Origin of the sequence: Pseudoduganella namucuonensis (genome assembly GCF_900116645.1) — a bacterium.
GTDB lineage: Bacteria > Pseudomonadota > Gammaproteobacteria > Burkholderiales > Burkholderiaceae_D > Rugamonas > Rugamonas namucuonensis.
In genome coordinates, this window is record NZ_FPBO01000043.1 from 21,005 (window position 1) to 46,557 (window position 25,553).

Sequence of the window (25,553 nt, forward strand, 5' to 3'; positions counted from 1 at the left end):
CCATGAAGAACAAAGCGCTATCCCCCCGCGGATTCACCCTGATCGAGCTGCTGGTGGTGCTGGGCATCATCGCGCTGCTGCTGACGCTGGCCGTGCCGCGCTACTTCCCCAGCGTGGACAGCGCCCGGGAAACCATCCTGGCCGACAACCTGCGCAACGCGCGCGCCACCATCGACCAGTACTACGGCGACACCGGCCGCTACCCCGACACGCTGGAGCAGCTGGTGGAGAAAAAATACCTGCGCGGCGTGCCGGTGGACCCGGTGACCGAAAGCACCACCAGCTGGATCGTGGTGCCGCCCGAGGACGGCAGCAAGGGCGGCGTGGCGGACATCAAGAGCGGAGCGCCCGGCAATGACCGCCACGGCAAGCCCTATTCGGAGTGGTAGGCGCGGGCCGCCCGGCCCGCGCGCGGGCGGCTTCACCTATCTCAGCCTGATCATCCTGCTCGCCATCATGGCCCTGGCGGGCGCCGCCACGCTCAAGATGGGTTCGGTCATGCGGCGCGGCGCGGCCGAGCGCGAGCTTTTGTATATAGGCGCCGAGTTCAGCGACGCGCTGCAAAGCTACGCCAAGGCCACGCCGCAGGGCCAGCCGCCGTTCCCGCCGTCGCTGAAGGAACTGCTGCGCGACACGCGCTTCCCCAATCCCCGCCGCCACCTGCGCAAAATCTATGTGGACCCGATGACCGGCAAGGCCGAGTGGGGGATTCAATACGTGTCCGGCACCACCGGCGTGGTGGCGGTGTACAGCTTGTCGACCGCGAAGCCGGTCAAGATCGGCAACTTCCCCGCGCGCTTCCAGGGTTTCGAGGGCAAGCGCCGCCTGTCGGACTGGAGGTTCACACGTGGCGGCGATGTCGATCCCGCGACCGGGTTGGCGCCGCAGCAGGGGCAGCCCGGACAGCCGGGGCAGCCGGGACAGCCCCCGCGGCCGGGACAGACGCTCAACCCGGGCGCGCCGCAGCCGGGGCAGCCCGGCGCGCCGGACCAGGGCGGCGCATCGCCGGCGGGCGCGCCCGCCGGCCAGCCGCAGCCGGAGCCCCAGTCCCAGCCGGAGCCGGCCGCCGAGCCGCCGTCGGAGGAGGCGAAACCGGAGGAGCCGCCGGCCGACAGCGGCCGCGCCGACCCGCCTCAGGAGACGCCGTCCGAGGCGCCGCCGGAAGCGGCGCCCGAAGCCCCGAAACGGTAAACCACCCCCCGACTTTCCAGCCAACCCGGCCCCTCGAAAAGGCCGGGTTTTTTTACATCTCGGCAATGTGAAATATTGCTGTGCAACACGCGAAACATTGTTGTAATTAAAGCTTTATTGCAAGAAACTAAAACTATCCAAAAAGACAAGAGAATCCATCCTTTTATGCTATTCTGTTTTCGCAGTCCCCATCATAGTTTGGTTAGCCCATCAACCCGTATTTCACTTAATTAAGGATAACCTCATGAAATTGAAACTTTTCGTTGCGAGCCTGATGGCCGCAGCATCCTTCAGCGCCATGGCTGCCGATCAGCTTGTCATTCTGGACGACAACCCTCTGGCGAATAACTTCTTCGTCTCCAACCAGTCCCCACTGGATGGCGTGCTGTCGGGCGGTTCGGACGTGATCACCTTCGGCGGCCTGGCTCCCGGCCTGTACGAGATCGTGGTGACGATCAGCGGCCAGAACCTGTCCTTCGACGGCGTGACCTCCAACCTGAATGGCACCGCGGGCAGCACCTACGGCGCTGGCAAGTTCCACTTCTTCGGCGTTGAGCACAGCGGCACGTCGCCCTTCGTGCTGAACCTGTTCGGCACCGCCCTGGACGGCGCCAAGTATAGTGGTGAAGTCACCGTGACCGCGGTCCCGGAGCCAGCGACCTACGGCATGCTGCTGGGTGGTCTGGGCGTACTGGGCTTCCTGGCCCGCCGCAAGAAAAACAACCAAGCCTAAGCGCAGTACAGGCGAAAAAAAAACCCGCGCGAGCGGGTTTTTTGTTGCGTGGCAGCATTTCGTGGCAGCGCCGCGATGCGCTAGTTCGCCCGCCGCTTGAAATCGCGCGGACGGAAGCCCAGCGCCATCAGCACGCTGAAATAGACCACGACGCAAGCCCCGATCAATCCCAGCAGCAGGCCCACGCGCAACCAGGGATGGGCGCGCATGCCCAGCCAGTCGAATTGCTGCGCGCCAAACCAGGCCGCCGCGCCCATCACGGCCACGGCCACCAACAGTTTCAAATAGAACGCGCCCCAGCCCGGCAGCGGCTGGTACACGCCGCGTTTGCGCAAGCCCATATACAGGAAAGCGGCGTTGATGCAGGCCCCCAGTCCGATTGAAAGCGCGAGTCCGGCCACCTGGATGTAGGGTACGAACAACAGGTTCATGATTTGCGTGGCGATCAACACGCCGATCGCGATCCGCACCGGCGTGCGGATATCCTGCTTGGCGTAAAAGGCGGGCGCCAGCGTCTTGACCAGGATGATGCCGATCAGGCCGGCGCTGTAGGCGATCAGCGGGCGCGCCGAACCGGCCGCCGCCGCGTCGGTGAATTTACCGTAGTGGAATAGGGCGGTGATCAGCGGCTCGGCCAGGATGGCCATGCCCACCGCCGCCGGCAGCGCCAGCAGGAAGGTCAGGCGCAGGCCCCAGTCCAGCAGCGCCGAGTATTCGGCGTGGTCGGCGTCCGAGTTCGCCTTGGCCAGGCTGGGCAGCAGGATCGTGCCCAGCGCCACGCCCAGCATGGCGGTCGGGAATTCCATCAGCCGGTCCGCGTACGACAGCCAGGAGATGCTGCCCTCGGCCAGGCGCGAGGCGATGCTGGTGTTGATCATCAGGCTGATCTGCGCCGCCGACACGGCGAACACGGCCGGCCCCATCTTCCGCAGCACGCGCAGCACGCCCGGGTCGCGCAGGCCGGCGGCGGGGTTCAGGCGCAGGCGCGGCAGCATGCCGATCTTGATCAGCGCCGGGATCTGGATCCCCACCTGCAGCAGGCCGCCGACGAACACGGCGATGGCCATCGCGTAGATCGGCTGCGCCAGGCGCGGCGCCAGGAACAGCGAGGCGGCGATGAAGCTCAGGTTCAGCAGCACCGGCGTGAACGCGGGGATCTTGAACTGGCGCCAGGTGTTGAGGATGCCGCCGGCCAGCGCCACGAAGGACATGAACGCTATATAGGGGAACATCAGCCGCGTCATCCACACCGAGGCGTCGAACGCCTCCGGCGTGGCGCGCAGGCCGGTCGCGATCACATACACGAACAAGGGCGCGCCGACGATGCCGAGCGCGCTCACCAGCACGGTGGCCCACACCAGCGTGGTGGCCACGTGGTCGGCCAGCTCCTTGCTGGCCTCCTGGCCGTGCTGGTTCTTGTATTCGGCCAGGATGGGCACGAAGGCCTGCGAGAACGCGCCCTCGGCGAACAGGCGGCGCAGCAGGTTGGGGATGCGGAAGGCGACGATGAAGGCGTCCGTGTAGGCGCCGGCGCCGAAGGCGCGCGCGAACAGGCTTTCGCGCAGCAGGCCGGTTACGCGGGACAGCATGGTCATGCTGGAGATGGCGGCGAGGGTCTTGAGCAGGTTCATGGGCGCCGATTATAGCGGGCGTGGCGGTGTATTTGCTGCGACAATGGCAAGTTCCCGCCGGCCGGCAGTGATTGCCAATTGATCTGGCGCGAAAATCTCGCTATAATTTAAGGCTGTACAGAATTCAGTAACGCAGACACTAATGTTTTGCCAGCGTCCCTTGGCTTACATGGTTAGGCAGACAGACTGAACAAACACCTGTTTGGCAAACGCTATTGTTTGCAAACGAACTTTGACAACGATTAGGACATTCCATGGCAAATACCGCACAAGCACGTAAACGTGCTCGTCAAGCAGTCAAGCAAAACGCACACAACTCGGCCCAGCGTTCGACCCTGCGCACCGCGATCAAAGCGGCCCGCAAAGCGATCCAGGCTGGCGACAAAGCGGCCGCGACCGCAATCTTCCAGGCTTCCGTGTCGACCATCGACAGCATCGCCGACAAGAAAATCATCCACAAAAACAAGGCCGCTCGCCACAAGAGCCGTCTGGCAGCCGCTCTGAAGGCGCTGTCCGCTTAATTCCGCACGGCGGCTCCGCGCCGCCCGCAATGCAAGCGAAAACCCCGCATGGCGCAAGCCATCGCGGGGTTTTTTCGTCCTGGAAGCGGACCGAGCCCCATTTGGGGCCAGGCCCCAAATGGGGCTCGGTTCGCTTACTTCGCCGGGGCCGAGGCGGCCGACGCGGCGGAGGCAGCGGCCGATGCCGAGGCTTTCTCTTTCTTGGCCTTCTTCTCCTTCGGTGCGGAGGCGGCGGCCGAAGCGGACGCGGGCGCGGACGCCATGGCCGACGCGGAGGCGGATGCCGGGGCGGCCGGGGCGGCGGCGAAGGCGGAGGCGGCAAACAGGGAGGCGACCAGGGCGGCGACTATCTTGGACATGGCGATTTCCTTTAGCGTTATTGGAAAACTCGGCGATTCGGATGAATCTGCCTCAATAACGCGGGGATTTCATTGCCAGTTGACAGGATTTTCATCAATTCAGGAAACTATTTTTGATGCGCCGCGTCAACACGGCCTGACCGTCGCCTGGGCTTGGCCTAGCCGCGCCGGCTGCAGATGCATGACCAGCCCGTCGATGGGGATCTGCGGCAGGCCCGCCATTTCCGGCCCGCGGCGCTCGATTTCATGGGCCAGGTCCAGCAGCAGCCACTCCATCTCGTCGAGCAGCGCGCGCAGCTCGAGCAGCAGGCCGGGGTCTTCGCGGGCGATGCCGAGCATGCTGTCGGCGTGGTCGGGATCGAAGCCGCACTGCAGCACCAGGCCCCGTATCGAGGCCATGCGTTCGAACAGGAAGGCCAGGGGCGAGTCCCCCGCGTCGCGCGGCGCCACCGCCGCCTCGAAGCTGGCGCGCAGCGCGCTCCAGGCGCGCAGCACCTCGGCCAGGTGGGTCAGCTGCCGCATCGCGCCGTGCTCGTTCGGCGTGTAGGCGGCGTCCCGCGGGGTGGCGTGGATCAGGTCGCGCAGGGTGTCCACCGCCTTGTGGTCGAAGCGGGCCTGGTTCAGCCGTATCAGCACGTCCAGGCGGGGCAGGTCGAAGCGGCGTATCACCGTTTCGGCCACGTCGGCCACCGCCAGCAGCCTGGCCAGCGGCGGGATGCGCTCCCCGCGCAGGCCGTGCGGGTAGCCGCTGCCGTCCACCCGTTCGTGGTGGTGCAGCACCGCCGCCGCGGCCGCGGCCGGGTAGCCGGCAATCTCGTGCAGCAGCACATAGCCGGTGATGGGGTGGACGTGGATGAAGCAGCGCTCGTCCGGCGCGATGTCGTGGCCGGCGGCCAGCATGGCGGGATCGGTGTGCATCTCGCCGAAATCATGGCTGATGGCGGCCATCAGCAGGTTGCCGCGTTCGGCCGCGGGCAGGCCCATGCGCTGCGCCATGGCGTGGGCGATGATGCCGCAGCGGATCGAGTGCTCGAACATCTCGGTGCGGCGCTCGCGCATCACGGTCAGCCGCAGCTGGACCGGTTTGGGGAGTTTCAAGCCGGCCAGCGCGTGCTTGACGGCCAGCGGGTCGCCGCTGCGGGCGGCCAGCCGCGCGTACACGGGTTCATGGTCCAGCACGCGGGCCGCCATGGTGGCCAGGAAATCCGCGTCCACCGGGTGCTCGCTCGCCAGCATGTGGTCCAGCGGCGCCGTCAGCTTGTGCTGGGTCAGCCGCTCGAACTGCAGGGGCGTCAGGCGCACGCCCTTGGCGACCAGCTTGACGCCGCTGGCGGAATAGATGTCGTCGTTGGCGATGACGGCGCGTTCAGTGCCGAGTTCGGCGACGGCCTGTATATAGTGGGGATTCTCGCCCGCGGGGGCGTGCTCCTTGTTGCATGGTTCGGTGGCAAACATTGCGCTGGCCTTCCTTGCAAAGCGGGGACTCCATGCCTATAAATATACGGTAAAACGTTTTGCGTTGCATCAAGCGGATTTCATTTTTACAACTTGTTCGCAGGATTTTTTTCAAACCTGGCGCAGTTCCCGGGGCGACACCTCCATCCATTCGCCCGGCATCAGCGGATGGCTGGCCAGCGAGATCGCGCCGATCGCGCTGCGCACCAGGCGCAGCGTGGGGTGGCCGATGGCGGCGGTCATGCGCCGGACCTGGCGGTTCTTGCCTTCCCGCAGCGTGATCGCCAGCCAGGAGGTGGGGTGGCCGGCGCGCTGGCGGATCGGCGGATCGCGCGGCCACAGCCAGTCCGGTTCGGCGATGCGCACCGCCTCGCAGGGCCGGGTGGTGAAGTCGCCCAAATCGAGGGGCGCCCGCAGGCGGGCCAGCGCGGCCGCGTCGGGCACGCCCTCGACCTGCGCCAGGTAGATCTTCGCCTCCTTGCGGTCGGGATGGGCGATCTCGTGCTGCAGCTTGCCGTCGTCGGTCAGCAGCAGCAGGCCCTCGCTGTCGGCGTCGAGCCGGCCGGCGGGATACACGCCGGGCACCCGGACATAGTCGGCCAGCGTTTCACGTCCGTCCTGGGACGAGAACTGGCACAGCACCTCGAAGGGCTTGTTAAGGAGGATCAGCGGCATGGCGCGGGCAAAAGACCGATTGTACCGTCCCGGCGAAATCCGGTGTCGCAAAAGCATGGCGCCCAGTATCATACTGGTGCATAATGGGAAACAGGTGTCTTATGTCTTATAGAAGACTTAGGCCATGAGAACAGATACTGTCGTCAATTCGGTTTCAATTTGGCAATCAATTGGGCGATAGCGCGCCGGATTGCCCCACTTCGGAGATCACGATGTTTCAACATATCAAAGTACCAGCGGACGGCGCCAAAATCACCGTCAACCCCGATTTTTCCCTGACCGTTCCGGACAATCCGATCATTCCCTACATCGAGGGCGACGGCACCGGCGTGGACATCAGCCCGGTCATGATCAAGGTGGTCGACGCGGCCGTGGCCAAGGCCTACGGCGGCAAGCGCAAGATCAGCTGGATGGAAATCTACGCCGGCGAGAAGTCGACCACCGTGTACGGTCCCGACGTCTGGCTGCCGGAGGAGACGCTGCGGGTCCTGAAGGACTACGTGGTCTCCATCAAGGGCCCGCTGACCACGCCGGTCGGCGGCGGCATCCGCTCGCTGAACGTGGCGCTGCGCCAGGAGCTGGACCTGTACGTCTGCCTGCGCCCGGTGCGCTACTTCGCCGGCGTGCCCTCGCCGGTGCGCGAGCCGGAAAAGACCGACATGGTGATCTTCCGCGAGAACTCGGAGGACATCTACGCCGGCATCGAATACCAGCAGGGCAGCGAGGGCGTGAAGAAGCTGATCGACTTCCTGGTCAAGGAAATGGGCGTCAAGAAGATCCGCTTCCCGGACACCTCGGGCATCGGCATCAAGCCGGTGTCGATCGAGGGCACCGAGCGCCTGGTGCGCAAGGCGATCCAGTACGCCATCGACAACGACAAGCCTTCGGTGACGATTGTGCACAAAGGCAACATCATGAAGTACACCGAGGGCGGCTTCCGCGACTGGGCCTACGCGCTGGCGCAGAAGGAATTCGGCGCCGAACTGATCGACGGCGGCCCGTGGTGCAAGTTCAAGAATCCGAAAACCGGCCGCGAGATCACGGTCAAGGATTCGATCGCTGATGCATTCCTGCAACAAATCCTGCTGCGTCCGGCGGAATACAGCGTGATCGCCACGCTGAACCTGAACGGCGACTACATCTCCGACGCGCTGGCCGCGCAGGTCGGCGGCATCGGCATCGCGCCGGGCGCCAACCTGTCGGACTCGGTGGCCATGTTCGAGGCCACCCACGGCACCGCGCCGAAGTACGCCGGCAAGGATTATGTGAACCCGGGCTCGCTGATCCTGTCGGCCGAGATGATGTTGCGCCACATGGGCTGGACCGAGGCGGCCGACCTGATCATCAGCGCCACCGAGAAGGCCATCGCGTCCAAGCGCGTCACCTACGACTTCGCGCGCCTGATGGAGGGCGCGACCCAGGTGTCGTGCTCCGGTTTCGGCGACGTCATGATCGAGCAGATGTAATAATGCAAGTCAATCCGCCCGCGGTTTCGGCCGCGGGCGATGAGCCCCGGCGCGCGAGCCCGGGGCTTTTTTTATTTCCGCGCCGGTGTATGCTGGGGGCATATCTTATTAGCGAGGGAAATATGCAGTGTCCATTTTGCGGCGAGGGGAATATGGTGCGCCAGACCAAGGATATGCCTTATAGCTACGAGGGGCAGACCACGGTCATTCCGGCCGTCACCGGCGATTTCTGTCCCGAGTGCGGCGAGTGCATGTTCAGTCCCAAGGAGTCGGACCGCATCGGCGCGGCCATGCTGGAATTTAACAAGCAGGTGAAGGGCGCGCGGGGCGCGTAGGGGGCGGGCGAAAAAAAACCCCACGGCAGCGGGGTTTTTCACTTCCTTGCACCTGCTAGAGGATTACATCGACTGGATGTTGGAAGCTTGCTTGCCTTTAGGGCCTTGGGTGACTTCGAACTGAACTTTTTGACCTTCTTTCAGGGTCTTGAAACCGTTCATGTTGATTGCGGAGAAGTGTGCGAACAAATCCTCACCGCCGTCATCTGGAGTGATGAAGCCAAAACCTTTGGAGTCATTGAACCACTTAACAGTACCTGTTGCCATAATAAGAAGAACTTTCAATAAAAACGAATATCACACGAGCCATAAAAGCAAGAAGCTTCCTGCCCCCTCCTCGACGCCTCACTTCTTATCAACATGTCCATTTCTGCACAAGTCGATATCGCATTGTTGGCGCAACAATTTTTAATGTCAAGCGCTTTCATTGCGCGAATAGTACTTTTCTTGCAACAGTGCGGCGCGGGTGTTGTAAGCCCGTCCGGGGGCGGCTAAAAAGCAACTCTTGATTTCCACACGACGGCCGCCATCTGCGACAAGTCGAGAAAACGCGTAAGATGGAATAGAAATGGCTGTGCGTCCATAATTGGGCGTTGCAACAACCCCGAAAGCATTAGAATATAAGCGTATGGCAACCAAGCATGACACCGAACAGCTGCTGGAACGGCAGACGCTCAAACCGCCACCCCTGTATCAGGTGGCGTTGCTGAATGACGACTATACCCCGATGGAGTTTGTGGTCGCGATCATTCAGGAGTACTTCAACAAGGATCGTGAAACGGCGACCCAGATCATGCTGAGTGTGCATCGCCATGGCAAGGGCGTGTGCGGCGTGTTCTCGAAGGATGTAGCGAGTACCAAAGTGGAGTTTGTATTAACGCATGCACGCAAGGCGGGCCATCCCCTGCAATGTGTGATGGAGGAAGTATGATCGCGCAGGAACTGGAAGTAAGTTTGCACATGGCGTTTGTCGAGGCTCGGCAGGCACGGCATGAATTCATCACGGTGGAGCACCTGCTGCTGGCGCTGCTGGACAATCCGTCCGCAGCCGAAGTGCTGCGCGCCTGCGCCGTGAATATTGAGGACCTGCGGAAAACCCTCACCAATTTCATCGGCGACAACACGCCGACCGTGCCTGGCACGGGTGAGGTGGATACCCAGCCGACGCTGGGCTTCCAGCGCGTGATCCAGCGCGCCATCATGCACGTGCAGTCGGCGTCCAATGGCAAGAAGGAGGTCACCGGCGCCAACGTGCTGGTGGCGATCTTCGGCGAAAAGGACTCGCACGCGGTCTACTACCTGCACCAGCAGGGCGTGACCCGCCTGGACGTGGTCAACTTCATCTCGCACGGCGTCCGCAAGGACCAGCAGGCCGACGCGGCGAAAGCCTCGGACGGCGTGGAGGAGGGCGCGCCGGCCGACGGCCAGCAGAAGGAAAGCCCGCTGGACCAGTTCACGCAGAACCTGAACAAGTCCGCCGCCGAGGGCAAGATCGATCCGCTGATCGGCCGCGAGGAAGAGGTCGACCGGGTGATCCAGATCCTGTGCCGGCGCCGCAAGAACAACCCGCTGCTGGTGGGCGAGGCAGGCGTGGGCAAGACCGCCATCGCCGAGGGCCTGGCCTACCGCATCACGCAGAACGACGTGCCGGAAATCCTGCAGAACGCCGTGGTCTACTCGCTGGACATGGGCGCGCTGCTGGCCGGCACCAAGTACCGCGGCGACTTCGAACAGCGCCTCAAGGCCGTCCTCAAGCAGCTCAAGGACAACCCGAACGGCATCCTGTTCATCGACGAGATCCACACCATCATCGGCGCCGGCTCGGCCTCGGGCGGCACGCTGGACGCGTCCAACCTGCTGAAACCGGCCCTGGCCAACGGCCAGCTGAAATGCGTGGGCGCGACCACCTACACCGAATTCCGCGGCGTGTTCGAGAAGGACCACGCGCTCTCCCGCCGCTTCCAGAAGGTGGACGTGAACGAGCCGACCGTCGAGCAAACGGTGCAGATCCTGCGCGGCCTGAAGTCGCGCTTCGAGGAGCACCACGGCGTGAAATACTCGGCCTCGGCGCTGTCGACCGCCGCCGAACTGGCGGCCCGCTTCATCAACGACCGCCACCTGCCGGACAAGGCCATCGACGTCATCGACGAGGCGGGCGCGGCGCAGCGCATCCTGCCGAAGTCGAAGCAGAAGAAAACCATCGGCAAGACCGAGATCGAGGAGATCATCTCCAAGATCGCGCGCATCCCGCCGCAGACCGTCAACCAGGACGACCGCAGCAAGCTGCAGACCATCGACCGCGACCTGCGCAACGTGGTGTTCGGCCAGGATCCCGCGATCGACGCGCTGGCCTCGGCCATCAAGATGTCGCGCGCCGGCCTGGGCAAGCAGGACAAGCCGATCGGCTCCTTCCTGTTCTCCGGTCCCACCGGCGTCGGCAAGACCGAGGTGGCCAAGCAACTGGCCTTCATCCTGGGCATCGAGCTGATCCGCTTCGACATGTCCGAGTACATGGAACGCCACGCGGTGAGCCGCCTGATCGGCGCGCCGCCGGGCTACGTCGGCTTCGACCAGGGCGGCCTGCTGACCGAGGCCATCACCAAGAAGCCGCACGCGGTGCTGCTGCTGGACGAGATCGAGAAGGCGCACCCGGACATCTTCAACATCCTGCTGCAGGTGATGGACCACGGCACGCTGACCGACAACAACGGCCGCAAGGCGGACTTCCGCAACGTGATCATCGTGATGACCACCAACGCCGGCGCGGAAAGCCTGCAGAAGGCGTCGATCGGCTTCACGACGTCCAAGCAGGCCGGCGACGAGATGGGCGACATCAAGCGCATGTTCACGCCGGAGTTCCGCAACCGGATCGACTCCATCATCAGCTTCCGCGCGCTGGACGAGGAAATCATCCTGCGCGTGGTGGACAAGTTCCTGATGCAGCTGGAAGAGCAGCTGCACGAGAAGAAGGTGGAGGCCATCTTCAGCGAGAAACTGCGCAAGTTCCTGGCGAAGAAGGGCTTCGATCCGCTGATGGGCGCGCGCCCGATGGCGCGCCTGATCCAGGACATGATCCGCAAGGCGCTGGCCGACGAGCTGCTGTTCGGCCGCCTGGTCACCGGCGGCAAGGTCACCGTGGACCTGGACGACAAGGACCAGGTGATCCTGGAGTTCCCGGAATCGGACTCCGCGCCCAGCACGCCGCCGGAAACGGTGGAAGTGGAATAAGCCTATCCAGCCTGCTATCCGGTTGGCGCAAAAAACCCGCTCGCGAGCGGGTTTTTTTTCGCCCCGCCTTGCCGCACAATGGTGCTTCCGCAACAGGGGGAGCCCATCCATGGAATCTAGCGCAACCGTACTGGAAAAATGCGACGTCGTGATGGAGGGCGGCGTCACGTCCGGCGTCGTCTATCCGGCCTTCATATGCGGCCTGGCCCGGCGTTTCAGGCTGCGCAGCATCGGCGGCACCAGCGTCGGCGCGGTCGCCGCCGTGGCCGCCGCCGCCGCGCAGTTCAAGCGCAACCGGGCCAGGGAAGGGGCGCCGTCGGCCGACGACGGTTTCGAGCGCCTCGCCGGACTGCCGGCCTGGCTGCAGGCGCCCGGCCACGAAGGCAAGTCCAACCTGTTTTCCCTGTTCCAGCCCTGCGCCGCGCTGCGCCAGCACTACCAGGTGCTGCAGGCGGCCCTGAACCGCGGCGGCGCGGCGGCGCGCGCGCTGGCGATCTGCGGCGCGCTGCTGCTGCATTTCCCGGCCGGCGCGCTGGTCGCCGCCGCCGTCCTGCTGCTGGCGCGCTACGCCACGCTGACCATGCCCGGCGCCGGCCTGCTGCTGGGCGGGACCATCGAATGGCTGCGCTTCGGCGCCGGCCTGGCGGCGGGGCTGCTGGTGGCCATGCCGCTGGGCGCCCTCGTCGAGTTCCTGCTGACCGCGTGGAGCGGCCTGCGCCACAACCGCTGCGGCATCTGTCCCGGCATGCGCCAGGAGCCGGGCGATCCGCCCGCGCTGACCGAATGGCTGCACGGCCTGGTGCAGGACATCGCCGGGCTGCCGCGCGACACGCCGCTGACCTTCGGCATGCTGGCCCAGTCCCAGCCGCCCATCGAGCTGGCCTTCATCACCACCGGCCTGTCCGAATCGAGCAGCCACCGGCTGCCGCACGCGGGCAGGGACCTGCTGTTCCGCGCCTCCGAGATGCGCGCGCTGTTCCCGCCGGCCATCGTCGAGACGCTGCTGGCCGCGTCGCTGGCCATGCAGCCCTCGCGCGGCGCGACCACCGCCATGCTGCTGGCCGCCGATCCCGGCCTGGGGAGCGCGGCGCGCGACCTGTACTTCCTGCCGCCGGCCGACGAGCTGCCGGTGCTGGTGGCGGCGCGCCTGAGCCTGAGCTTCCCGGTGCTGCTGCAGGCCGTGCCGCTGTACCGCCTGCGCCACACGGAGGGCGACGGGGTGCGCGGCGGCCGCACCGGCGTGACCAAGATCTGGCTCAGCGACGGCGGCCTGACCAGCAACTTCCCCATCCACTTCTTCGACTCCCTGCTGCCGACCCGGCCCACCTTCGGCATCACGCTGCAGGCCACGCTGGCCGAGCGGGCGCCGCCCGAGGCGCGCGTGTTCCTCCCGGCCAGCAACAACGCAGGCTGGACGCCCGCCTACACCGACGTCGGCGACGCGCAGGGGTTGCCGTCGCCGTTCGCCTTCGCCGGCGCGCTGCTGCGCACCATCCGCACCTGGCGCCACGAGGCGCTGAAACGGGCGCCGGGCTTCCGCGACCGCATCGTGCAGATCCGGCACACGCGGCAGGAAGGGGGCCTGAACCTGAACATGCCGCCCGAGGCCATCCAGGCCATGAGCGAGAGCGGCGCGGCGGCCGCGCGGGCGGTCATCGCGCGCTTCTTGGACACGCCCGGCGAGGCCAACGGCTGGCGCAACCACCGCTGGCTGCGCATGCGCATCGCCGGCGCCGTGCTGCAGCCCAAGCTGGAGCAGTTGTCGAAAAGCTGGCACGCGCCCGCCCGGCAACCCACTTATGCCGCGATGTGGGCCGCCTCGGGCGCGGGTTCGGCGGCGGGACGCGCGGCGCCGGGCGGCGCCGGCCGCAACACCGCCTACGTGTTGACGCGCAGGCAGCGCGTGCGCGGCCAGGAGTGGTGGGACGCGCTGGTGGCGCTGCCGCCGCCGCGCAAGGGCGCCGACCTGTTCAAGGGCAGTCCCAAGCCGCGTCCGACGCTGGAGATCTCACCCCGGCAGACCTGACAGCCAGGAGGCGAGGGCGGCGGCCAGCGCCGCCGGCCGCTCCAGCGGGATCATGTGGCCGGCGCCGTCGATGATTCGCAAGCTGGCGCGCGGGATGTGCGCGGCCAGCTCGCGCGCCTCGTCCAGCGCCCGCATCTGGTCCTGCGCGCCCGCCACCACCAGCGTGGGACAGGCGATGGCGCCCAGCTGCGCCAGGTCGCCATGGCGCTCGAGCAGAGACTGCCGCACGAACACGTCGCGGCCGAGCCGCACCCCCATGCCGCGCACGCGCGCGATCAGCGCCTCGTCGCCGGCGTGCTCGGGATGCAGCGAGGAGACGATGGCGCCGCGGCTCAAGCCGCGGAACGGCCCGACGGGCGTGTTGCGCGCCGCCATGGCGCGCTGTTCGCGCCGCAGCGGGGAGTCCGGCCGGCTGGACGCGGCGATCAGCGCCAGCGCCCGCACGCGGCCCGGCGCCATGCGCGCGACTTCGCGCGCGATGTAGCCGCCCATGGAAAAACCGGCCAGCGCGAATTCGGCCGGCGCGCCGTCCAGGATGCGCCCGGCCATGGCCTCCACCGTGTCGCCCTCGGCCAGGTCGCCAAAGGCCACCGGACCCAGCGCGCGCAGCGCGGGCAGCATGTCGTCCCACAGCGTTTCGTCCAGCATGTAGCCGGGGACCAGGAGCAGGGGCGGGGCCGGGGTTGTCATGGCGCGGAATGGGACCTTCGGCAGTTGGACCCCATCAGCATACTCCAATCCGGCGGCGGCTAGTCACTTGCAAGCGGTACCGGCCCGCTAGGCCTCCCCGGCCTCCGCGCGCAGGCGGCGCCAGAGCGTGGTGCGGCTGATGCCGAGGAAGTTCGCGGCGGCGTCGCGCTGGCCGCCGAAGCGGGCCAGCGCCTCGGTGGCGCTGGCGCCGTCCCGCCTGCCGGCGGGCGGCTCGGCGTCCGCCGTGGAGGCCAGCGCGGCGCCGGGGACCGCCAGTTCCGGCGCCACGCCCAGCACGAAGCCGGGCGTCAGCGCCTGCAGCGGCTCGGCCGCCAGGAACAGCGCCAGCCGCTCCGTCAGGTTGCGCAGCTCGCGCACATTGCCCGGCCAGCCGTAGCGCAGCAGCAGCGGGGCGCACGCCATGACCTCCGCGTGCAGGTTGGGATGCGGCCGCGCCCCCAGCGCCGCCAGCGCGTTTTTCAGCGACCATTCCGCCAGCCCGGCGATATCGTCGCGCCGCTCGCGCAGCGGCGGCAGGTTCAGGCGCAGCACGGCCAGCCGGTAGTACAGGTCCGCCCGGAAGCGGCCCTCGCGCACGCGCTGTTCCAGGTCGCAGTGGGTGGCGCTGACGATGCGCACGCTGACCGGTATCGGCCGCGTGCCGCCCACCCGCACCACTTCCCGCTCCTCCAGCACGCGCAAGAGACGCGTCTGCAAGGTCAGCGGCATCTCGCCGATCTCGTCCAGGAACAGCGTGCCACGGTTGGCCGCCTCGAACAGGCCCGAATGCCCGCCGCGCCGCGCGCCCGTGAACGCGCCCTCCTCGTGTCCGAACAGCTCGGACTCCAGCAGCGACTCCGCGATCGCCCCGCAATTGACGGCCACGAACGGCCGGTTCGGGCCCAGCGCGCGCGGGCTTTCGCGGTGGATGGCCTGCGCCACCAGCTCCTTGCCGCAACCGGTCTCGCCGTTGATCAGCACCGTGGCGGGCGACTTCGCGTACAGCACCACGGCCTGCCGCACCCGCTCCATCGCGTCCGATTCGCCGCGCAGGTCGTTCAAGCCGTGCTTGGCGCGCAGCGTGTCGGGGGCGGCGCCGCCGCGGCCGCGGCCGCGGTTCGACTCCAGCTGCGTCAGGCGCGCCATCTCCAGCGCGTCGTCGAAGGCCTGCCGTATCGACGCGGCCGAATACACGAACACCCCGGTCAGTCCGGCCTCCTCGGCCAGGTCGGTGATCAGCCCCGCGCCGACGATGGCCCGCACGCCCGAGGCCTTCAGGTCGTTGATCTGCGCGCGCGCGTCCTCCTCGGTGGCGTAGGTGCGCTGCGCGATGCTGAAGCCGAAGGTGGCGCTGAACTCGGCCAGCTCCGGCAGCTTGTCCTGGTAGGTGACGACGCCGATGCGGTCGGACACGCGGCGCGCCCGGGCCAGCGCCTGCAGCACGTCGAAGCCGCTGAATTTGGCGATCACCACCGGCACCGACAGCCGGCCCTTCAGGTAGGCCGCGTTCGAGCCGGCCGCGATCACCGCGTCGCAGCGCTCCGTCGCCATCCGTTCGCGGATGTGGCGCGCCGCCTCGTCGAAGCCCAGGTTGATCGGTTCGATGGTCGCCAGGTTGTCGTATTCCAGCGTGATGTCGCGGAACAGCTCGGACAGGCGCGACACGGCCACGGTCCAGATCACGGGTTTGTCGGCGGCGTCGAAGGGCGGGGGCGTGGAATGGCGCATGTTTCAATTGTAGTTCAATTTCGTTTCGACGTTTCAAGTTGAAACGCCGGTGCAACCGTTTTGCCTCGTTCATATAGTGGGCGCGGCGTTCTAAGTCCCTGATTCGACGGTGTTTCATTCCCCATGCGCCACGCTGGCACACCAATTGCAATAGGAAGGCCAACCCCACTCCCGCATCAACCGAAAGGGCAACACATGACACAATACTCGCCAGGCGCGGCGTTCCGCAAAGCCGTCCAGGAAGAATCCCCGCTGCAGGTCATCGGCGCCATCAACGCCAACCACGCCCTGCTGGCCAAGCGCGCCGGTTTCAAGGCCATCTACCTGTCCGGCGGCGGCGTCGCGGCCGGCTCGCTGGGCCTGCCCGACCTGGGCATCTCCAGCCTGGACGACGTGCTGACCGACGTGCGCCGCATCACCGACGTGTGCGACCTGCCGCTGCTGGTGGACGTGGACACCGGCTTCGGCTCCTCCGCCTTCAACGTGGCCCGCACCGTGAAGTCCATGATCAAGTTCGGCGCCGCCGCCATCCACATCGAAGACCAGGTCGGCGCCAAGCGCTGCGGCCACCGTCCGGGCAAGGAGATCGTCACCAAGGGCGAGATGATCGACCGCGTCAAGGCCGCCGTGGACGCGCGCACCGACGAGGACTTCGTCATCATGGCCCGCACCGACGCGCTGGCCGTGGAGGGCCTGGACGCCGCCATCGACCGCGCGGTCGCCTGCGTGGAGGCCGGCGCCGACATGATCTTCCCGGAAGCCATCCTCACGCTGGACATGTACAAGCGGTTCGCCAAGGCCGTCAAGGTGCCCATCCTGGCCAACATCACCGAGTTCGGCGCGACCCCGCTGTTCACCGTGGATGAATTGCGCGGCGCCGATGTCGGCCTGGTGCTGTACCCGCTGTCCGCCTTCCGCGCCATGAACAAGGCCGCCGAAAACGTCTACAACGCCGTGCGCCGCGACGGCACGCAGAAGAACGTGGTCGACACCATGCAGACCCGCGCCGAGCTGTACGAGCGCATCAACTACCACAGCTTCGAAGAGAAGCTGGACGCGCTCTTCGCCGCGCAGAAAAAATAATCGACATACACTTCCGGAGACCGAAATGACCGAACAAACCGCCACCTTCAAGCCCAAGAAATCCGTCGCCCTGTCCGGCGTGACCGCCGGTAACACCGCGCTGTGCTCCGTCGGCAAAACCGGCAACGACCTGCACTACCGCGGCTACGACATCCTGGACGTGGCCACCACCAGCGAGTTCGAGGAAATCGCCTACCTGCTGGTGCACGGCAAGCTGCCGACCCAGGCCGAACTGAAAGCCTACAAGACCAAGCTGAAATCGCTTCGCGGCCTGCCGCAATCGGTCAAGGCCGCGCTGGAGGCGCTGCCCGCGTCCGCGCACCCGATGGACGTGATGCGCACCGGCGTCTCCGTGCTGGGCTGCGTGCTGCCCGAGAAGGAAGACCACAACGTGCCGGGCGCGCGCGACATCGCCGACCGCCTGATGGCCTCCACCGGCTCCATGCTGCTGTACTGGTACCACTACAGCCACAACGGCAAGCGCATCGAGGTCGAAACCGACGACGACTCGATCGGCGGCCACTTCCTGCACCTGCTGCACGGCGAGAAGCCGTCCGAATCGTGGATCAAGGCCATGCACGTGTCGCTGATCCTGTACGCGGAACACGAATTCAACGCCTCCACCTTCACCGGCCGCGTCATCGCCGGCACGGGCTCGGACATCTACTCGGCCATCACCGGCGCCATCGGCGCGCTGCGCGGCCCGAAACACGGCGGCGCCAACGAATTCGCCTTCGAGATCCAGAAGCGCTACGAGAACGCCGACGAGGCCGAGGCCGACATCCGCAAGCGCGTGGAGAACAAGGAAGTGGTGATCGGCTTCGGCCACCCCGTCTACACCATCTCCGACCCGCGCAACGTGGTCATCAAGGAAGTGGCGCGCAAGCTGTCCGGCGAGGCCGGTTCGACCAAGATGTTCGACATCGCCGAGCGCCTGGAATCGGTGATGTGGGAAATCAAGAAGATGTTCCCCAACCTGGACTGGTTCTCCGCCGTGTCCTACCACATGATGGGCGTGCCGACCGCCATGTTCACGCCGCTGTTCGTGATCTCGCGCACCTCCGGCTGGGCCGCGCACATCATCGAGCAGCGCATCGACAACAAGATCATCCGCCCGAGCGCCAACTACGTCGGCCCGGACGACCTGCAATTCGTGCCCATCTCCGACCGCAAGTAATGGAAAACCCGATGAACACCGCACACCGCAAACCCCTGCCGGGCACCAGGCTCGATTACTTCGACACGCGCGCCGCGGTCGACGCGATCCAGCCGGGCGCCTACGCCAAGCTGCCCTACACCTCGCGCGTGCTGGCCGAGAACCTGGTGCGCCGCTGCGACCCCGAGACGCTGAACGCCTCGCTGTCCCAGCTGATCGAGCGCAAGCGCGACCTGGACTTCCCGTGGTTCCCCGCGCGCGTGGTCTGCCACGACATCCTGGGCCAGACCGCGCTGGTCGACCTGGCCGGCCTGCGCGACGCCATCGCCCTGCAGGGCGGCGATCCCGCGCTGGTCAACCCCGTGGTGCCGACCCAGCTGGTGGTGGACCACTCGCTGGCGGTCGAATGCGGCGGCTTCGATCCGGACGCCTTCGACAAGAACCGCGCCATCGAGGACCGCCGCAACGAGGACCGCTTCGACTTCATCAACTGGACCAAGAAGGCGTTCAAGAACGTCGACGTGATCCCGCCGGGCAACGGCATCCTGCACCAGATCAACCTGGAGCGCATGTCGCCGGTGATCCAGTCGGTCGATGGCGTGGCCTTCCCGGACACCCTGGTCGGCACCGACTCGCACACGCCGATGGTCGACGCGCTGGGCGTGATCGCCATCGGCGTCGGCGGCCTGGAGGCCGAGAGCGTGATGCTGGGCCGCGCGTCGTGGATGCGCCTGCCCGACATCATCGGCGTCGAGCTGACCGGCAAGCCGGGCCCCGGCATCACCGCCACCGACACCGTGCTGGCGCTGACCGAATTCCTGCGCAAGGAAAAAGTGGTCTCGTCCTACCTGGAGTTCTTCGGCGAGGGCGCGTCCCACCTGACCCTGGGCGACCGCGCCACCATCGCCAACATGGCGCCGGAATTCGGCGCCACGGCGGCCATGTTCTACATCGACGAGCAGACCATCAAGTACCTGAAGCTGACCGGCCGCGACGACGAACTGGTCAAGCTGGTGGAAACCTACGCCAAGGAAACCGGCCTGTGGGGCGATAGCCTGAAGACCGCCGAATACGAGCGCGTGCTCAGGTTCGACCTGTCGACCGTGGTGCGCAACATCGCCGGCCCGTCCAACCCGCACAAGCGCGTGCCGACCTCCGAACTGGCCGCGCGCGGCATCTCGGGCGTGGTCGAGAACGAGCCTGGCCTGATGCCCGACGGCGCCGTCATCATCGCCGCCATCACCAGCTGCACCAACACCAACAACCCGCGCAACATGATCGCGGCGGGCCTGCTGGCGCGCAACGCCAACAGGCTGGGACTGACCCGCAAGCCATGGGTGAAAAGCTCGCTGGCGCCCGGCTCCAAGGCCGTGACCCTGTACCTCGAGGACGCGAACCTGATGCCGGAGCTGGAACAACTGGGCTTCGGCGTGGTGGCCTACGCCTGCACCACCTGCAACGGCATGTCCGGCGCGCTCGATCCGGTGATCCAGAAGGAAGTCATCGACCGCGACCTGTACGCCACCGCCGTCCTGTCGGGCAACCGCAACTTCGACGGCCGCATCCACCCCTACGCCAAGCAGGCCTTCCTGGCCTCGCCGCCGCTGGTGGTGGCCTACGCCATCGCCGGCACCATCCGCTTCGACATCGAGAAGGACGTGCTGGGCACGGACGCGCAGGGCAATCCCGTGCGCCTGGCCGACATCTGGCCGAGCGACGAGGAGATCGACGCGCTGGTCGAATCGAGCGTCAAACCCGCGCACTTCAACAAGGTCTACATCCCGATGTTCGCCAAGCAAGCCGACGACGGCATCAAAGTCAGCCCGCTGTACGACTGGCGTCCGCAGACCACCTACATCCGCCGTCCGCCCTACTGGGAAGGCGCGCTGGCCGGCGCGCGCACGCTGACGGCCATGCGTCCGCTGGCGCTGCTGGGCGATAACATCACCACCGACCACCTGTCGCCGTCGAACGCCATCATGCTCGACAGCGCCGCCGGCGAGTACCTGGCGAAAATGGGCCTGCCGGAGGAGGACTTCAATTCCTACGCGACCCACCGCGGCGACCACCTGACCGCGCAGCGCGCCACCTTCGCCAACCCCACGCTGAAGAACGAGATGGTGCTGGAGGGCGGCAAGGTGAAGGCCGGTTCGCTGGCCCGCATCGAACCCGAGGGCAAGGTCACCCGCATGTGGGAAGCCATCGAGACCTACATGGAGCGCAAGCAGCCGCTGATCGTGATCGCCGGGGCCGACTACGGCCAGGGCTCGTCGCGCGACTGGGCCGCCAAGGGCGTGCGCCTGGCCGGCGTGGAAGCCATCGTGGCCGAGGGCTTCGAGCGCATCCACCGCACCAACCTGGTGGGCATGGGTGTGCTGCCGCTGGAATTCCTGCCGGGCGTGAACCGCCTGACCCTGGCGCTGGACGGCACCGAGACCTACGACGTGGTGGGCGAGCGCACCCCGCGCGCCACGCTCACGCTGGTCATCCACCGCAAGAACGGCGAACGCCTGGACGTGCCGGTGACCTGCCGCCTGGACACCGCCGAGGAGGTGTCGATCTACGAGGCCGGCGGCGTGCTGCAGCGCTTCGCCCAGGACTTCCTGGAATCCGTCACCGCGAAGGCGGCATGACCATGGCGCACGCACCGCAAATCAAAATCCCCGCCACCTATATGCGTGGCGGCACCAGCAAGGGCGTGTTCTTCCGCCTGCGGGACTTGCCCGCCGCCGCGCAAGCGCCCGGCGCGGCGCGCGACGCCTTGCTGCTGCGCGTGATCGGCAGCCCGGACCCCTACGGCAAGCAGATCGACGGCATGGGCGCCGCCACGTCGAGCACCAGCAAGACGGTCATCGTGGCGAAGAGCGCGAAGCCCGATCACGATGTCGACTACCTGTTCGGCCAGGTCTCCATCGACACCGCCTTCGTCGACTGGAGCGGCAACTGCGGCAACCTGTCGGCCGCCGTGGGCTCCTTCGCCATCGGCGGCGGCCTGGTGGACGCGGACCGCGTGCCGCGCGACGGCGTGGCCGTGGTGCGCATCTGGCAGGCCAACATCGGCAAGACCATCATCGCCCACGTGCCGGTCGCGAACGGCGAGGTGCGGGAAACCGGTGACTTCGAACTGGACGGGGTGACCTTCCCGGCCGCCGAGGTGCGGCTGGAATTCATGGACCCGGCGGCCGAGGAGGAGGGCGCCGGTGGCTCGATGTTCCCGACCGGGAAGCTGGTCGACGACCTGGAGGTGCCCGGCGTGGGCACGTTCAAGGCCACCATGATCAACGCCGGCATACCGACCATCTTCCTGGACGCCGAGGCCCTGGGCTACAAGGGCACCGAGCTGCAGGACGCCGTCAACGGCGACCCCAAGGCGCTGGCCATGTTCGAAACCATCCGAGCCCACGGCGCGCTGCGCATGGGCCTGATCAAGCATGTCGACGAGGCGGCCAAGCGCCAGCACACACCCAAGGTGGCCTTCGTGGCCAAGCCGGCGGGCTACGTCTCCTCCAGCGGCAAGCCGGTCGCCGCGGGCGATGTGGACCTGCTGGTGCGCGCGCTCTCCATGGGCAAGCTGCACCACGCCATGATGGGCACGGCGGCGGTGGCCATCGGCACCGCCGCCGCCATCCCCGGCACGCTGGTGAACCTGGCCGCCGGCGGCCAGGCGCGCGGCGCGGTGCGCTTCGGCCATCCATCCGGCACCCTGCGGGTGGGCGCCGAGGCGACCCTGGTGGACGGCGAATGGCGCGTCACCAAGGCCATCATGAGCCGTAGCGCCCGCGTGCTGATGGAGGGTTGGGTGCGCGTGCCGGGAGACGCGTTCTAGCGCCTTCCAGCTGTTTGTGGTTTGTAAAGCCGCTGTTGTAATAATGCCCGGACCGCAGGCCAGAGTCCGGGCATTGCCGCTTTTAGTGGCAGGCCTCGGACGGGGCGATGGCTAAGATGGGGCATTGTGGTTTATGATCTGGCGACGACGCCGCCGCAGGAACAAGGCGGCGTTTTTATAAGGTGCCCGGGTGTCAATGAGCCAGATTCCAGTTCCCGCCGTCCCCACGCACGCTGCCTTGCAGCTGATCGGCGTGCCCGCGTGCGCCGTCGACGGCGAGGGCCGTGTGCTGGCCGCCAGTCCCGAACTGGAGGCGCTGCTGGGTTTCACCCCCGGCGGCGCGGAATTGTGGGCGCGCCACGCGCAGGCCGACAGTGCCGCGCAGCTGGAGGCCGCCATGGCCACCGGCGCGGCGCGCTCCTGGGACAGCTTCCTGGCGCGCGCGGACGGCCAGTACGTCGCCGTGCGCGTGGCGCTCAAGCCGCACGGCGCCGGCGCCACGCTGGTGTTCCAGGACGTCAGCCAGTTCCACCGCGAGCAGCGGCAGGCGCGCAAGGCGCTGCTGGAGCAGCAGGCCATCCTGGAGAACGCGGCGGTCGGCATCATTTTCGGCAAGGCCGGCTATGTCCAGGAATGCAACATCCGCGCCGCCGAGATGTTCGGCTACGACCGCCACGAGCTCGAGGGGCGGCCCGGCACGGTCCTGTATCCCACCGTGGACGACCATGTCGACCTGATCGCGGCGGCCCGGCCCAGCCTGGAGCAGGGACTGTCCTTCCGCACCGAGACCCGGCTGCGGCGCAAGGACGGCGCGCTGTTCTGGGCGCGCGTCTACGGCCGCGCGCTGGACCCGTCCGACGTCACCTCCGGCACGGTGTGGATCGTGGAGGACATCAGCGAGCAGAGGGCGGCCGACGAGTCGATGCGCCAGTTGCTGCTGGAGCAGGGCGCCATCCTCGACAACGCCTCCGACGCCATCCTGTTCACCAAGGCGAAGAGAATGTTGAGCTGCAATCCGCGCATGGCCGACATGTTCGGCTACGGGCGCGAGGAATTGTACGGCCGGCCGGCGGTGGACCTGTTCCCGTCGCCGCAGGCGTACGAGGCGTTCGGCAAGGAGGCCGGGCCGCTGCTGGGCAGCGGCCAGCCCTTCGAGATGCGGGAGTTCCAGCTCAAGCGCAAGGACGGCAGCCTGTTCTGGTGCCGGGTGCGCGCCAAGGCCATCAGCGAGGAGCGCGACGGCGGCACCATCTGGATCATGGAGGACATCACGCAGTCGCGCCAGACCCAGATGGAGGTGGAGGCGCTGATGACCAACGCCTCGATCAGCATCCTGTTCACCAAGAACCGCGTCATCACGCGCTACAACCGCGGCTTCGCCGACATGTTCGGCTACGAGGGGGACGAGGGCCTGGGCATGCCCGGCATGTCGCTGTACCCGTCGCGCGACGCCTACGAGCGCCTGGGCGCGTCCGCCGCGCCGCTGCTGATGGTCGGCAAGCCGTTCCAGACCGAGGTGGAGATGCGGCGCAAGGACGACACCACGTTCTGGGCCCAGCTGATCGCCTACGTGGTCAACCCGAACGACCCCGGCCAGGGCACCATCTGGATCGTCGAGGACCGCACCGAGCAGAAGCTGGCCGAGGAGTCGCTGCGCAACGCGCTGTTGGAGAACCAGGCCATCCTGGACAGCGCGGTGCTCGGCATCTCCGTGTGCGAGAACGGCCACAACCTGCGCTGCAACGCCAAGATGGAGGAGTTGTTCGGCTACGCGCCCGGCGAGATGGACAGTCTCAGCGTGCGCGCCTTCTACGCCGACCACGCGTCGTGGGACCTGGCGCGCCAGGAAACCGCGCGCGACTTCGCCGCCGGCCGGGTCAACATGTCCGAGCACGAACTGGTGCGCAAGGACGGCAGCCGCTTCTGGGCGCGCCTGTCCGGCCGCCCCTTCGACCTGGCGCAGCCCAAGGGCCGCTCGGTGTGGCTGGTGGACGATATCACCGCCCGGCGCGAGGACGCGGAGGCGGTGCGGCGGGCGCGCGACGAGCTGGAGGTGCGGGTGCTGGAGCGCACCGCCGAGCTGGCGGGCGCCAACGCGCTGCTGCAGGGCGAGATCGTCGAGCGCCGCCAGGCCGAGGCGCGCGTGCACCACATGGCCTACCACGACAGCCTGACCGGCCTGCCCAACCGCGCGCTGCTGGCCGACCGGCTGGACCGCGCGATGCTGGCCGCGCAGCGCTCGGAGCGCCGCCTGGCCGTCATGTTCATCGACCTGGACCGTTTCAAGACCATCAACGACTCGCTCGGCCACATGACCGGCGACCAGTTGCTCAAGGAGGTGGCCAGCCGGCTGTGCCGCGCGGTGCGCGCCAGCGACACCGTGGCGCGCCTGGGCGGCGACGAGTTCGTGGTGCTGGTGCCGGGCATCCGCTCGGTGGACGAGGCCAGCCGGGTGGCGGAAAAGATCATCGAGGCCTTGGCCGCGCCGTTCCCGCTGGAGGGGCGCATGCTGCACATCACGCCGTCGATCGGCATCTGCGTCTACCCGGACGACGGCGCCGACGTCGAGACGCTGATGCGCCACGCGGACGGCGCCATGTACCACGCCAAGGCGGCGGGCCGCAACAACTACCAGTTCTTCACGCAGAAGATGAACCTGGCGGCGGCCCAGCACTTCGAGCTCGAGAGCAGCCTGCGCGGCGCGCTGGCGCTGGGCCAGTTCGAGCCGCATTTCCAGCCCATCATCGACATCACCACGCGCCGCGTGCACACCATGGAGGTGCTGCTGCGCTGGCGCCGCCCGTCGCAGGGCCTGGTGATGCCGGACAGCTTCATCCCGCTGCTCGAGGAGAACGGCCTGATCGTGCCGATCGGCGAATGGGTGATGCGCCGCGCCTGCGAGCAGAGCATGGAGTGGCTGCGCATGGGGCTGGAGCCGGTGCCGCTGGCGGTGAACCTGTCGCCGCGCCAGTTCATGCACCGCGGGCTGGTGGAGTCCATCCAGCGCATACTCGACGAGACCGGCATCGACCCGTCCATGATCGAGTTCGAAATCACGGAAACGGCGCTGATGCAGCACGGCGAGCACACGATGGAGATCCTGGGGCGCATCAACGCCATGGGCATCCGCCTGTCGATCGACGACTTCGGCACCGGCTATTCCAGCCTGGCCTACCTGAAGCGTTTCCCGGTCAAGAAGATCAAGATCGACCGCGCCTTCATCAAGGAGCTGGAGGAGAGCGCGGAGGACCGCGCCATCGTGGCGGCCATCATCGCGCTGTCGGACAGCCTGCAGCTGTCCGTGGTGGCGGAAGGGGTGGAGACCGAGGGCCAGTACGCGCTGCTGCGCGCCCAGGGCTGCCAGTACGCGCAGGGCTATCTGTTCTCGCAGCCCGTCCCGCGCGTCAACGCCCAGAACCTGCTGGAGCGCAGGGCGGCCGCCTGAGCCGG

General features: G+C 67.0%; 21 protein-coding genes. 14 read left to right on the forward strand and 7 right to left on the reverse strand.

Translation table 11 applies throughout. The features are described 5' to 3' along the window. Window positions 1-2 precede the first annotated feature (2 nt). From BM436_RS30610 to BM436_RS30620, 3 genes are all read left to right on the forward strand, one after another. Window positions 3-389 (forward strand): type II secretion system protein, encoded by a 387-nt coding sequence (locus BM436_RS30610; protein WP_093559939.1) that lies wholly within the window; start codon window positions 3-5, stop codon window positions 387-389. Then, the gene (locus BM436_RS38150) at window positions 355-1,191 is read left to right on the forward strand and encodes a type II secretion system protein (RefSeq protein WP_307666621.1); all 837 of its coding nucleotides are present in this window, start codon (window positions 355-357) and stop codon (window positions 1,189-1,191) included. Before BM436_RS30610 ends, BM436_RS38150 begins: the two co-directional genes overlap by 35 nt. 244 nt (window positions 1,192-1,435) lie before the next feature. Further along, complete coding sequence (locus BM436_RS30620) at window positions 1,436-1,924, forward strand: FxDxF family PEP-CTERM protein (protein WP_093559941.1); 489 nt, start codon at window positions 1,436-1,438, stop codon at window positions 1,922-1,924. Window positions 1,925-2,004: 80 nt separating this feature from the next. Here the strand turns inward: BM436_RS30620 and murJ are convergent, their stop codons facing one another. Next, complete coding sequence (gene murJ / locus BM436_RS30625) at window positions 2,005-3,555, reverse strand: murein biosynthesis integral membrane protein MurJ (protein WP_093559944.1); 1,551 nt, start codon at window positions 3,553-3,555, stop codon at window positions 2,005-2,007. A gap of 254 nt (window positions 3,556-3,809) precedes the next feature. Between murJ and rpsT the strand changes: the two genes are divergently transcribed. Further along, a complete protein-coding gene (gene rpsT / locus BM436_RS30630; RefSeq protein WP_093559946.1) occupies window positions 3,810-4,076 on the forward strand; it encodes a 30S ribosomal protein S20 in 267 nt (88 codons plus the stop codon). A 134-nt stretch (window positions 4,077-4,210) separates the two neighbouring features. On the opposite strand, the gene BM436_RS30635 is transcribed toward rpsT, so the two are convergent. The 3 genes from BM436_RS30635 to BM436_RS30645 form a co-directional block, all read right to left on the reverse strand. Continuing rightward, on the reverse strand, window positions 4,211-4,435 hold the full coding sequence (locus tag BM436_RS30635; RefSeq protein WP_093559948.1) for a hypothetical protein: 225 nt from the start codon (window positions 4,433-4,435) through the stop codon (window positions 4,211-4,213). Between the two features lie 126 nt (window positions 4,436-4,561). Further along, the gene (locus BM436_RS30640) at window positions 4,562-5,890 is read right to left on the reverse strand and encodes an HD-GYP domain-containing protein (RefSeq protein ID WP_093559950.1); all 1,329 of its coding nucleotides are present in this window, start codon (window positions 5,888-5,890) and stop codon (window positions 4,562-4,564) included. Window positions 5,891-6,001: 111 nt separating this feature from the next. Continuing rightward, entirely contained in the window at window positions 6,002-6,565 is a 564-nt protein-coding gene (locus BM436_RS30645) for a pseudouridine synthase (RefSeq protein ID WP_093559952.1), read from the reverse strand. Window positions 6,566-6,777: 212 nt separating this feature from the next. Here BM436_RS30645 and icd point away from each other — a divergent pair, with 212 nt between their 5' ends. Both icd and BM436_RS37340 read left to right on the forward strand, forming a co-directional pair. Next, window positions 6,778-8,031 (forward strand): NADP-dependent isocitrate dehydrogenase, encoded by a 1,254-nt coding sequence (gene icd, locus BM436_RS30650; RefSeq protein WP_093559954.1) that lies wholly within the window; start codon window positions 6,778-6,780, stop codon window positions 8,029-8,031. A 122-nt stretch (window positions 8,032-8,153) separates the two neighbouring features. Further along, window positions 8,154-8,366, forward strand: coding sequence for a type II TA system antitoxin MqsA family protein (locus tag BM436_RS37340; RefSeq protein ID WP_177307650.1), 213 nt, complete (start codon window positions 8,154-8,156; stop codon window positions 8,364-8,366). A gap of 63 nt (window positions 8,367-8,429) precedes the next feature. Here the strand turns inward: BM436_RS37340 and cspE are convergent, their stop codons facing one another. After that, window positions 8,430-8,633 (reverse strand): transcription antiterminator/RNA stability regulator CspE, encoded by a 204-nt coding sequence (gene cspE / locus BM436_RS30660; protein ID WP_056403455.1) that lies wholly within the window; start codon window positions 8,631-8,633, stop codon window positions 8,430-8,432. A 361-nt stretch (window positions 8,634-8,994) separates the two neighbouring features. Here cspE and clpS point away from each other — a divergent pair, with 361 nt between their 5' ends. From clpS to BM436_RS30675, 3 genes are all read left to right on the forward strand, one after another. Next, window positions 8,995-9,297, forward strand: coding sequence for an ATP-dependent Clp protease adapter ClpS (gene clpS / locus BM436_RS30665; protein ID WP_093559958.1), 303 nt, complete (start codon window positions 8,995-8,997; stop codon window positions 9,295-9,297). Continuing rightward, window positions 9,294-11,594, forward strand: coding sequence for an ATP-dependent Clp protease ATP-binding subunit ClpA (gene clpA / locus BM436_RS30670; protein ID WP_093559960.1), 2,301 nt, complete (start codon window positions 9,294-9,296; stop codon window positions 11,592-11,594). The genes clpS and clpA overlap by 4 nt, the downstream gene beginning before the upstream one ends. Window positions 11,595-11,703: 109 nt before the next feature. Next, window positions 11,704-13,620 (forward strand): patatin-like phospholipase domain-containing protein, encoded by a 1,917-nt coding sequence (locus BM436_RS30675; RefSeq protein WP_093559962.1) that lies wholly within the window; start codon window positions 11,704-11,706, stop codon window positions 13,618-13,620. Here BM436_RS30675 and BM436_RS30680 read toward each other — a convergent pair. Beyond that, the gene (locus tag BM436_RS30680; protein ID WP_229490886.1) at window positions 13,603-14,310 is read right to left on the reverse strand and encodes an alpha/beta fold hydrolase; all 708 of its coding nucleotides are present in this window, start codon (window positions 14,308-14,310) and stop codon (window positions 13,603-13,605) included. The genes BM436_RS30675 and BM436_RS30680 overlap by 18 nt on opposite strands. Window positions 14,311-14,397: 87 nt before the next feature. Beyond that, window positions 14,398-16,038, reverse strand: coding sequence for a propionate catabolism operon regulatory protein PrpR (gene prpR / locus BM436_RS30685; protein WP_093559964.1), 1,641 nt, complete (start codon window positions 16,036-16,038; stop codon window positions 14,398-14,400). A gap of 195 nt (window positions 16,039-16,233) precedes the next feature. On the opposite strand from prpR, the gene prpB reads away from it, so the two are divergent. The 5 genes from prpB (at window position 16,234) to BM436_RS30710 (ending at window position 25,548) form a co-directional block, all read left to right on the forward strand. Next, complete coding sequence (gene prpB, locus BM436_RS30690) at window positions 16,234-17,121, forward strand: methylisocitrate lyase (RefSeq protein WP_093559966.1); 888 nt, start codon at window positions 16,234-16,236, stop codon at window positions 17,119-17,121. Between the two features lie 25 nt (window positions 17,122-17,146). Beyond that, entirely contained in the window at window positions 17,147-18,298 is a 1,152-nt protein-coding gene (gene prpC / locus BM436_RS30695) for a bifunctional 2-methylcitrate synthase/citrate synthase (RefSeq protein ID WP_093559968.1), read from the forward strand. A gap of 11 nt (window positions 18,299-18,309) precedes the next feature. Beyond that, entirely contained in the window at window positions 18,310-20,910 is a 2,601-nt protein-coding gene (gene acnD / locus BM436_RS30700; protein ID WP_093559970.1) for a Fe/S-dependent 2-methylisocitrate dehydratase AcnD, read from the forward strand. Between the two features lie 2 nt (window positions 20,911-20,912). Next, window positions 20,913-22,103 carry a 2-methylaconitate cis-trans isomerase PrpF gene (gene prpF / locus BM436_RS30705; RefSeq protein ID WP_093560020.1) on the forward strand — a complete coding sequence of 397 codons (1,191 nt, stop codon included), beginning with the start codon at window positions 20,913-20,915 and terminating at the stop codon, window positions 22,101-22,103. Between the two features lie 196 nt (window positions 22,104-22,299). Then, the gene (locus BM436_RS30710) at window positions 22,300-25,548 is read left to right on the forward strand and encodes a bifunctional diguanylate cyclase/phosphodiesterase (protein ID WP_093559972.1); all 3,249 of its coding nucleotides are present in this window, start codon (window positions 22,300-22,302) and stop codon (window positions 25,546-25,548) included. The last annotated feature ends 5 nt before the right edge of the window (window positions 25,549-25,553 follow it).

Bases quoted from the DNA above. Each gene is read 5' to 3' on its own strand.
- cspE (WP_056403455.1), bottom strand. From the start codon at position 8,633: ATGGCAACAGGTACTGTTAAGTGGTTCAATGACTCCAAAGGTTTTGGC.
- BM436_RS30675 (WP_093559962.1), top strand. From the start codon at position 11,704: ATGGAATCTAGCGCAACCGTACTGGAAAAATGCGACGTCGTGATGGAG.
- BM436_RS30635 (WP_093559948.1), bottom strand. From the start codon at position 4,435: ATGTCCAAGATAGTCGCCGCCCTGGTCGCCTCCCTGTTTGCCGCCTCC.
- BM436_RS30640 (WP_093559950.1), bottom strand. From the start codon at position 5,890: ATGTTTGCCACCGAACCATGCAACAAGGAGCACGCCCCCGCGGGCGAG.
- prpB (WP_093559966.1), top strand. From the start codon at position 16,234: ATGACACAATACTCGCCAGGCGCGGCGTTCCGCAAAGCCGTCCAGGAA.
- prpR (WP_093559964.1), bottom strand. From the start codon at position 16,038: ATGCGCCATTCCACGCCCCCGCCCTTCGACGCCGCCGACAAACCCGTG.
- acnD (WP_093559970.1), top strand. From the start codon at position 18,310: ATGAACACCGCACACCGCAAACCCCTGCCGGGCACCAGGCTCGATTAC.
- BM436_RS30680 (WP_229490886.1), bottom strand. From the start codon at position 14,310: ATGACAACCCCGGCCCCGCCCCTGCTCCTGGTCCCCGGCTACATGCTG.
- prpF (WP_093560020.1), top strand. From the start codon at position 20,913: ATGGCGCACGCACCGCAAATCAAAATCCCCGCCACCTATATGCGTGGC.
- BM436_RS38150 (WP_307666621.1), top strand. From the start codon at position 355: ATGACCGCCACGGCAAGCCCTATTCGGAGTGGTAGGCGCGGGCCGCCC.
- BM436_RS37340 (WP_177307650.1), top strand. From the start codon at position 8,154: ATGCAGTGTCCATTTTGCGGCGAGGGGAATATGGTGCGCCAGACCAAG.
- BM436_RS30645 (WP_093559952.1), bottom strand. From the start codon at position 6,565: ATGCCGCTGATCCTCCTTAACAAGCCCTTCGAGGTGCTGTGCCAGTTC.
- prpC (WP_093559968.1), top strand. From the start codon at position 17,147: ATGACCGAACAAACCGCCACCTTCAAGCCCAAGAAATCCGTCGCCCTG.
- clpA (WP_093559960.1), top strand. From the start codon at position 9,294: ATGATCGCGCAGGAACTGGAAGTAAGTTTGCACATGGCGTTTGTCGAG.
- clpS (WP_093559958.1), top strand. From the start codon at position 8,995: ATGGCAACCAAGCATGACACCGAACAGCTGCTGGAACGGCAGACGCTC.
- murJ (WP_093559944.1), bottom strand. From the start codon at position 3,555: ATGAACCTGCTCAAGACCCTCGCCGCCATCTCCAGCATGACCATGCTG.
- icd (WP_093559954.1), top strand. From the start codon at position 6,778: ATGTTTCAACATATCAAAGTACCAGCGGACGGCGCCAAAATCACCGTC.
- rpsT (WP_093559946.1), top strand. From the start codon at position 3,810: ATGGCAAATACCGCACAAGCACGTAAACGTGCTCGTCAAGCAGTCAAG.
- BM436_RS30610 (WP_093559939.1), top strand. From the start codon at position 3: ATGAAGAACAAAGCGCTATCCCCCCGCGGATTCACCCTGATCGAGCTG.
- BM436_RS30620 (WP_093559941.1), top strand. From the start codon at position 1,436: ATGAAATTGAAACTTTTCGTTGCGAGCCTGATGGCCGCAGCATCCTTC.
- BM436_RS30710 (WP_093559972.1), top strand. From the start codon at position 22,300: ATGAGCCAGATTCCAGTTCCCGCCGTCCCCACGCACGCTGCCTTGCAG.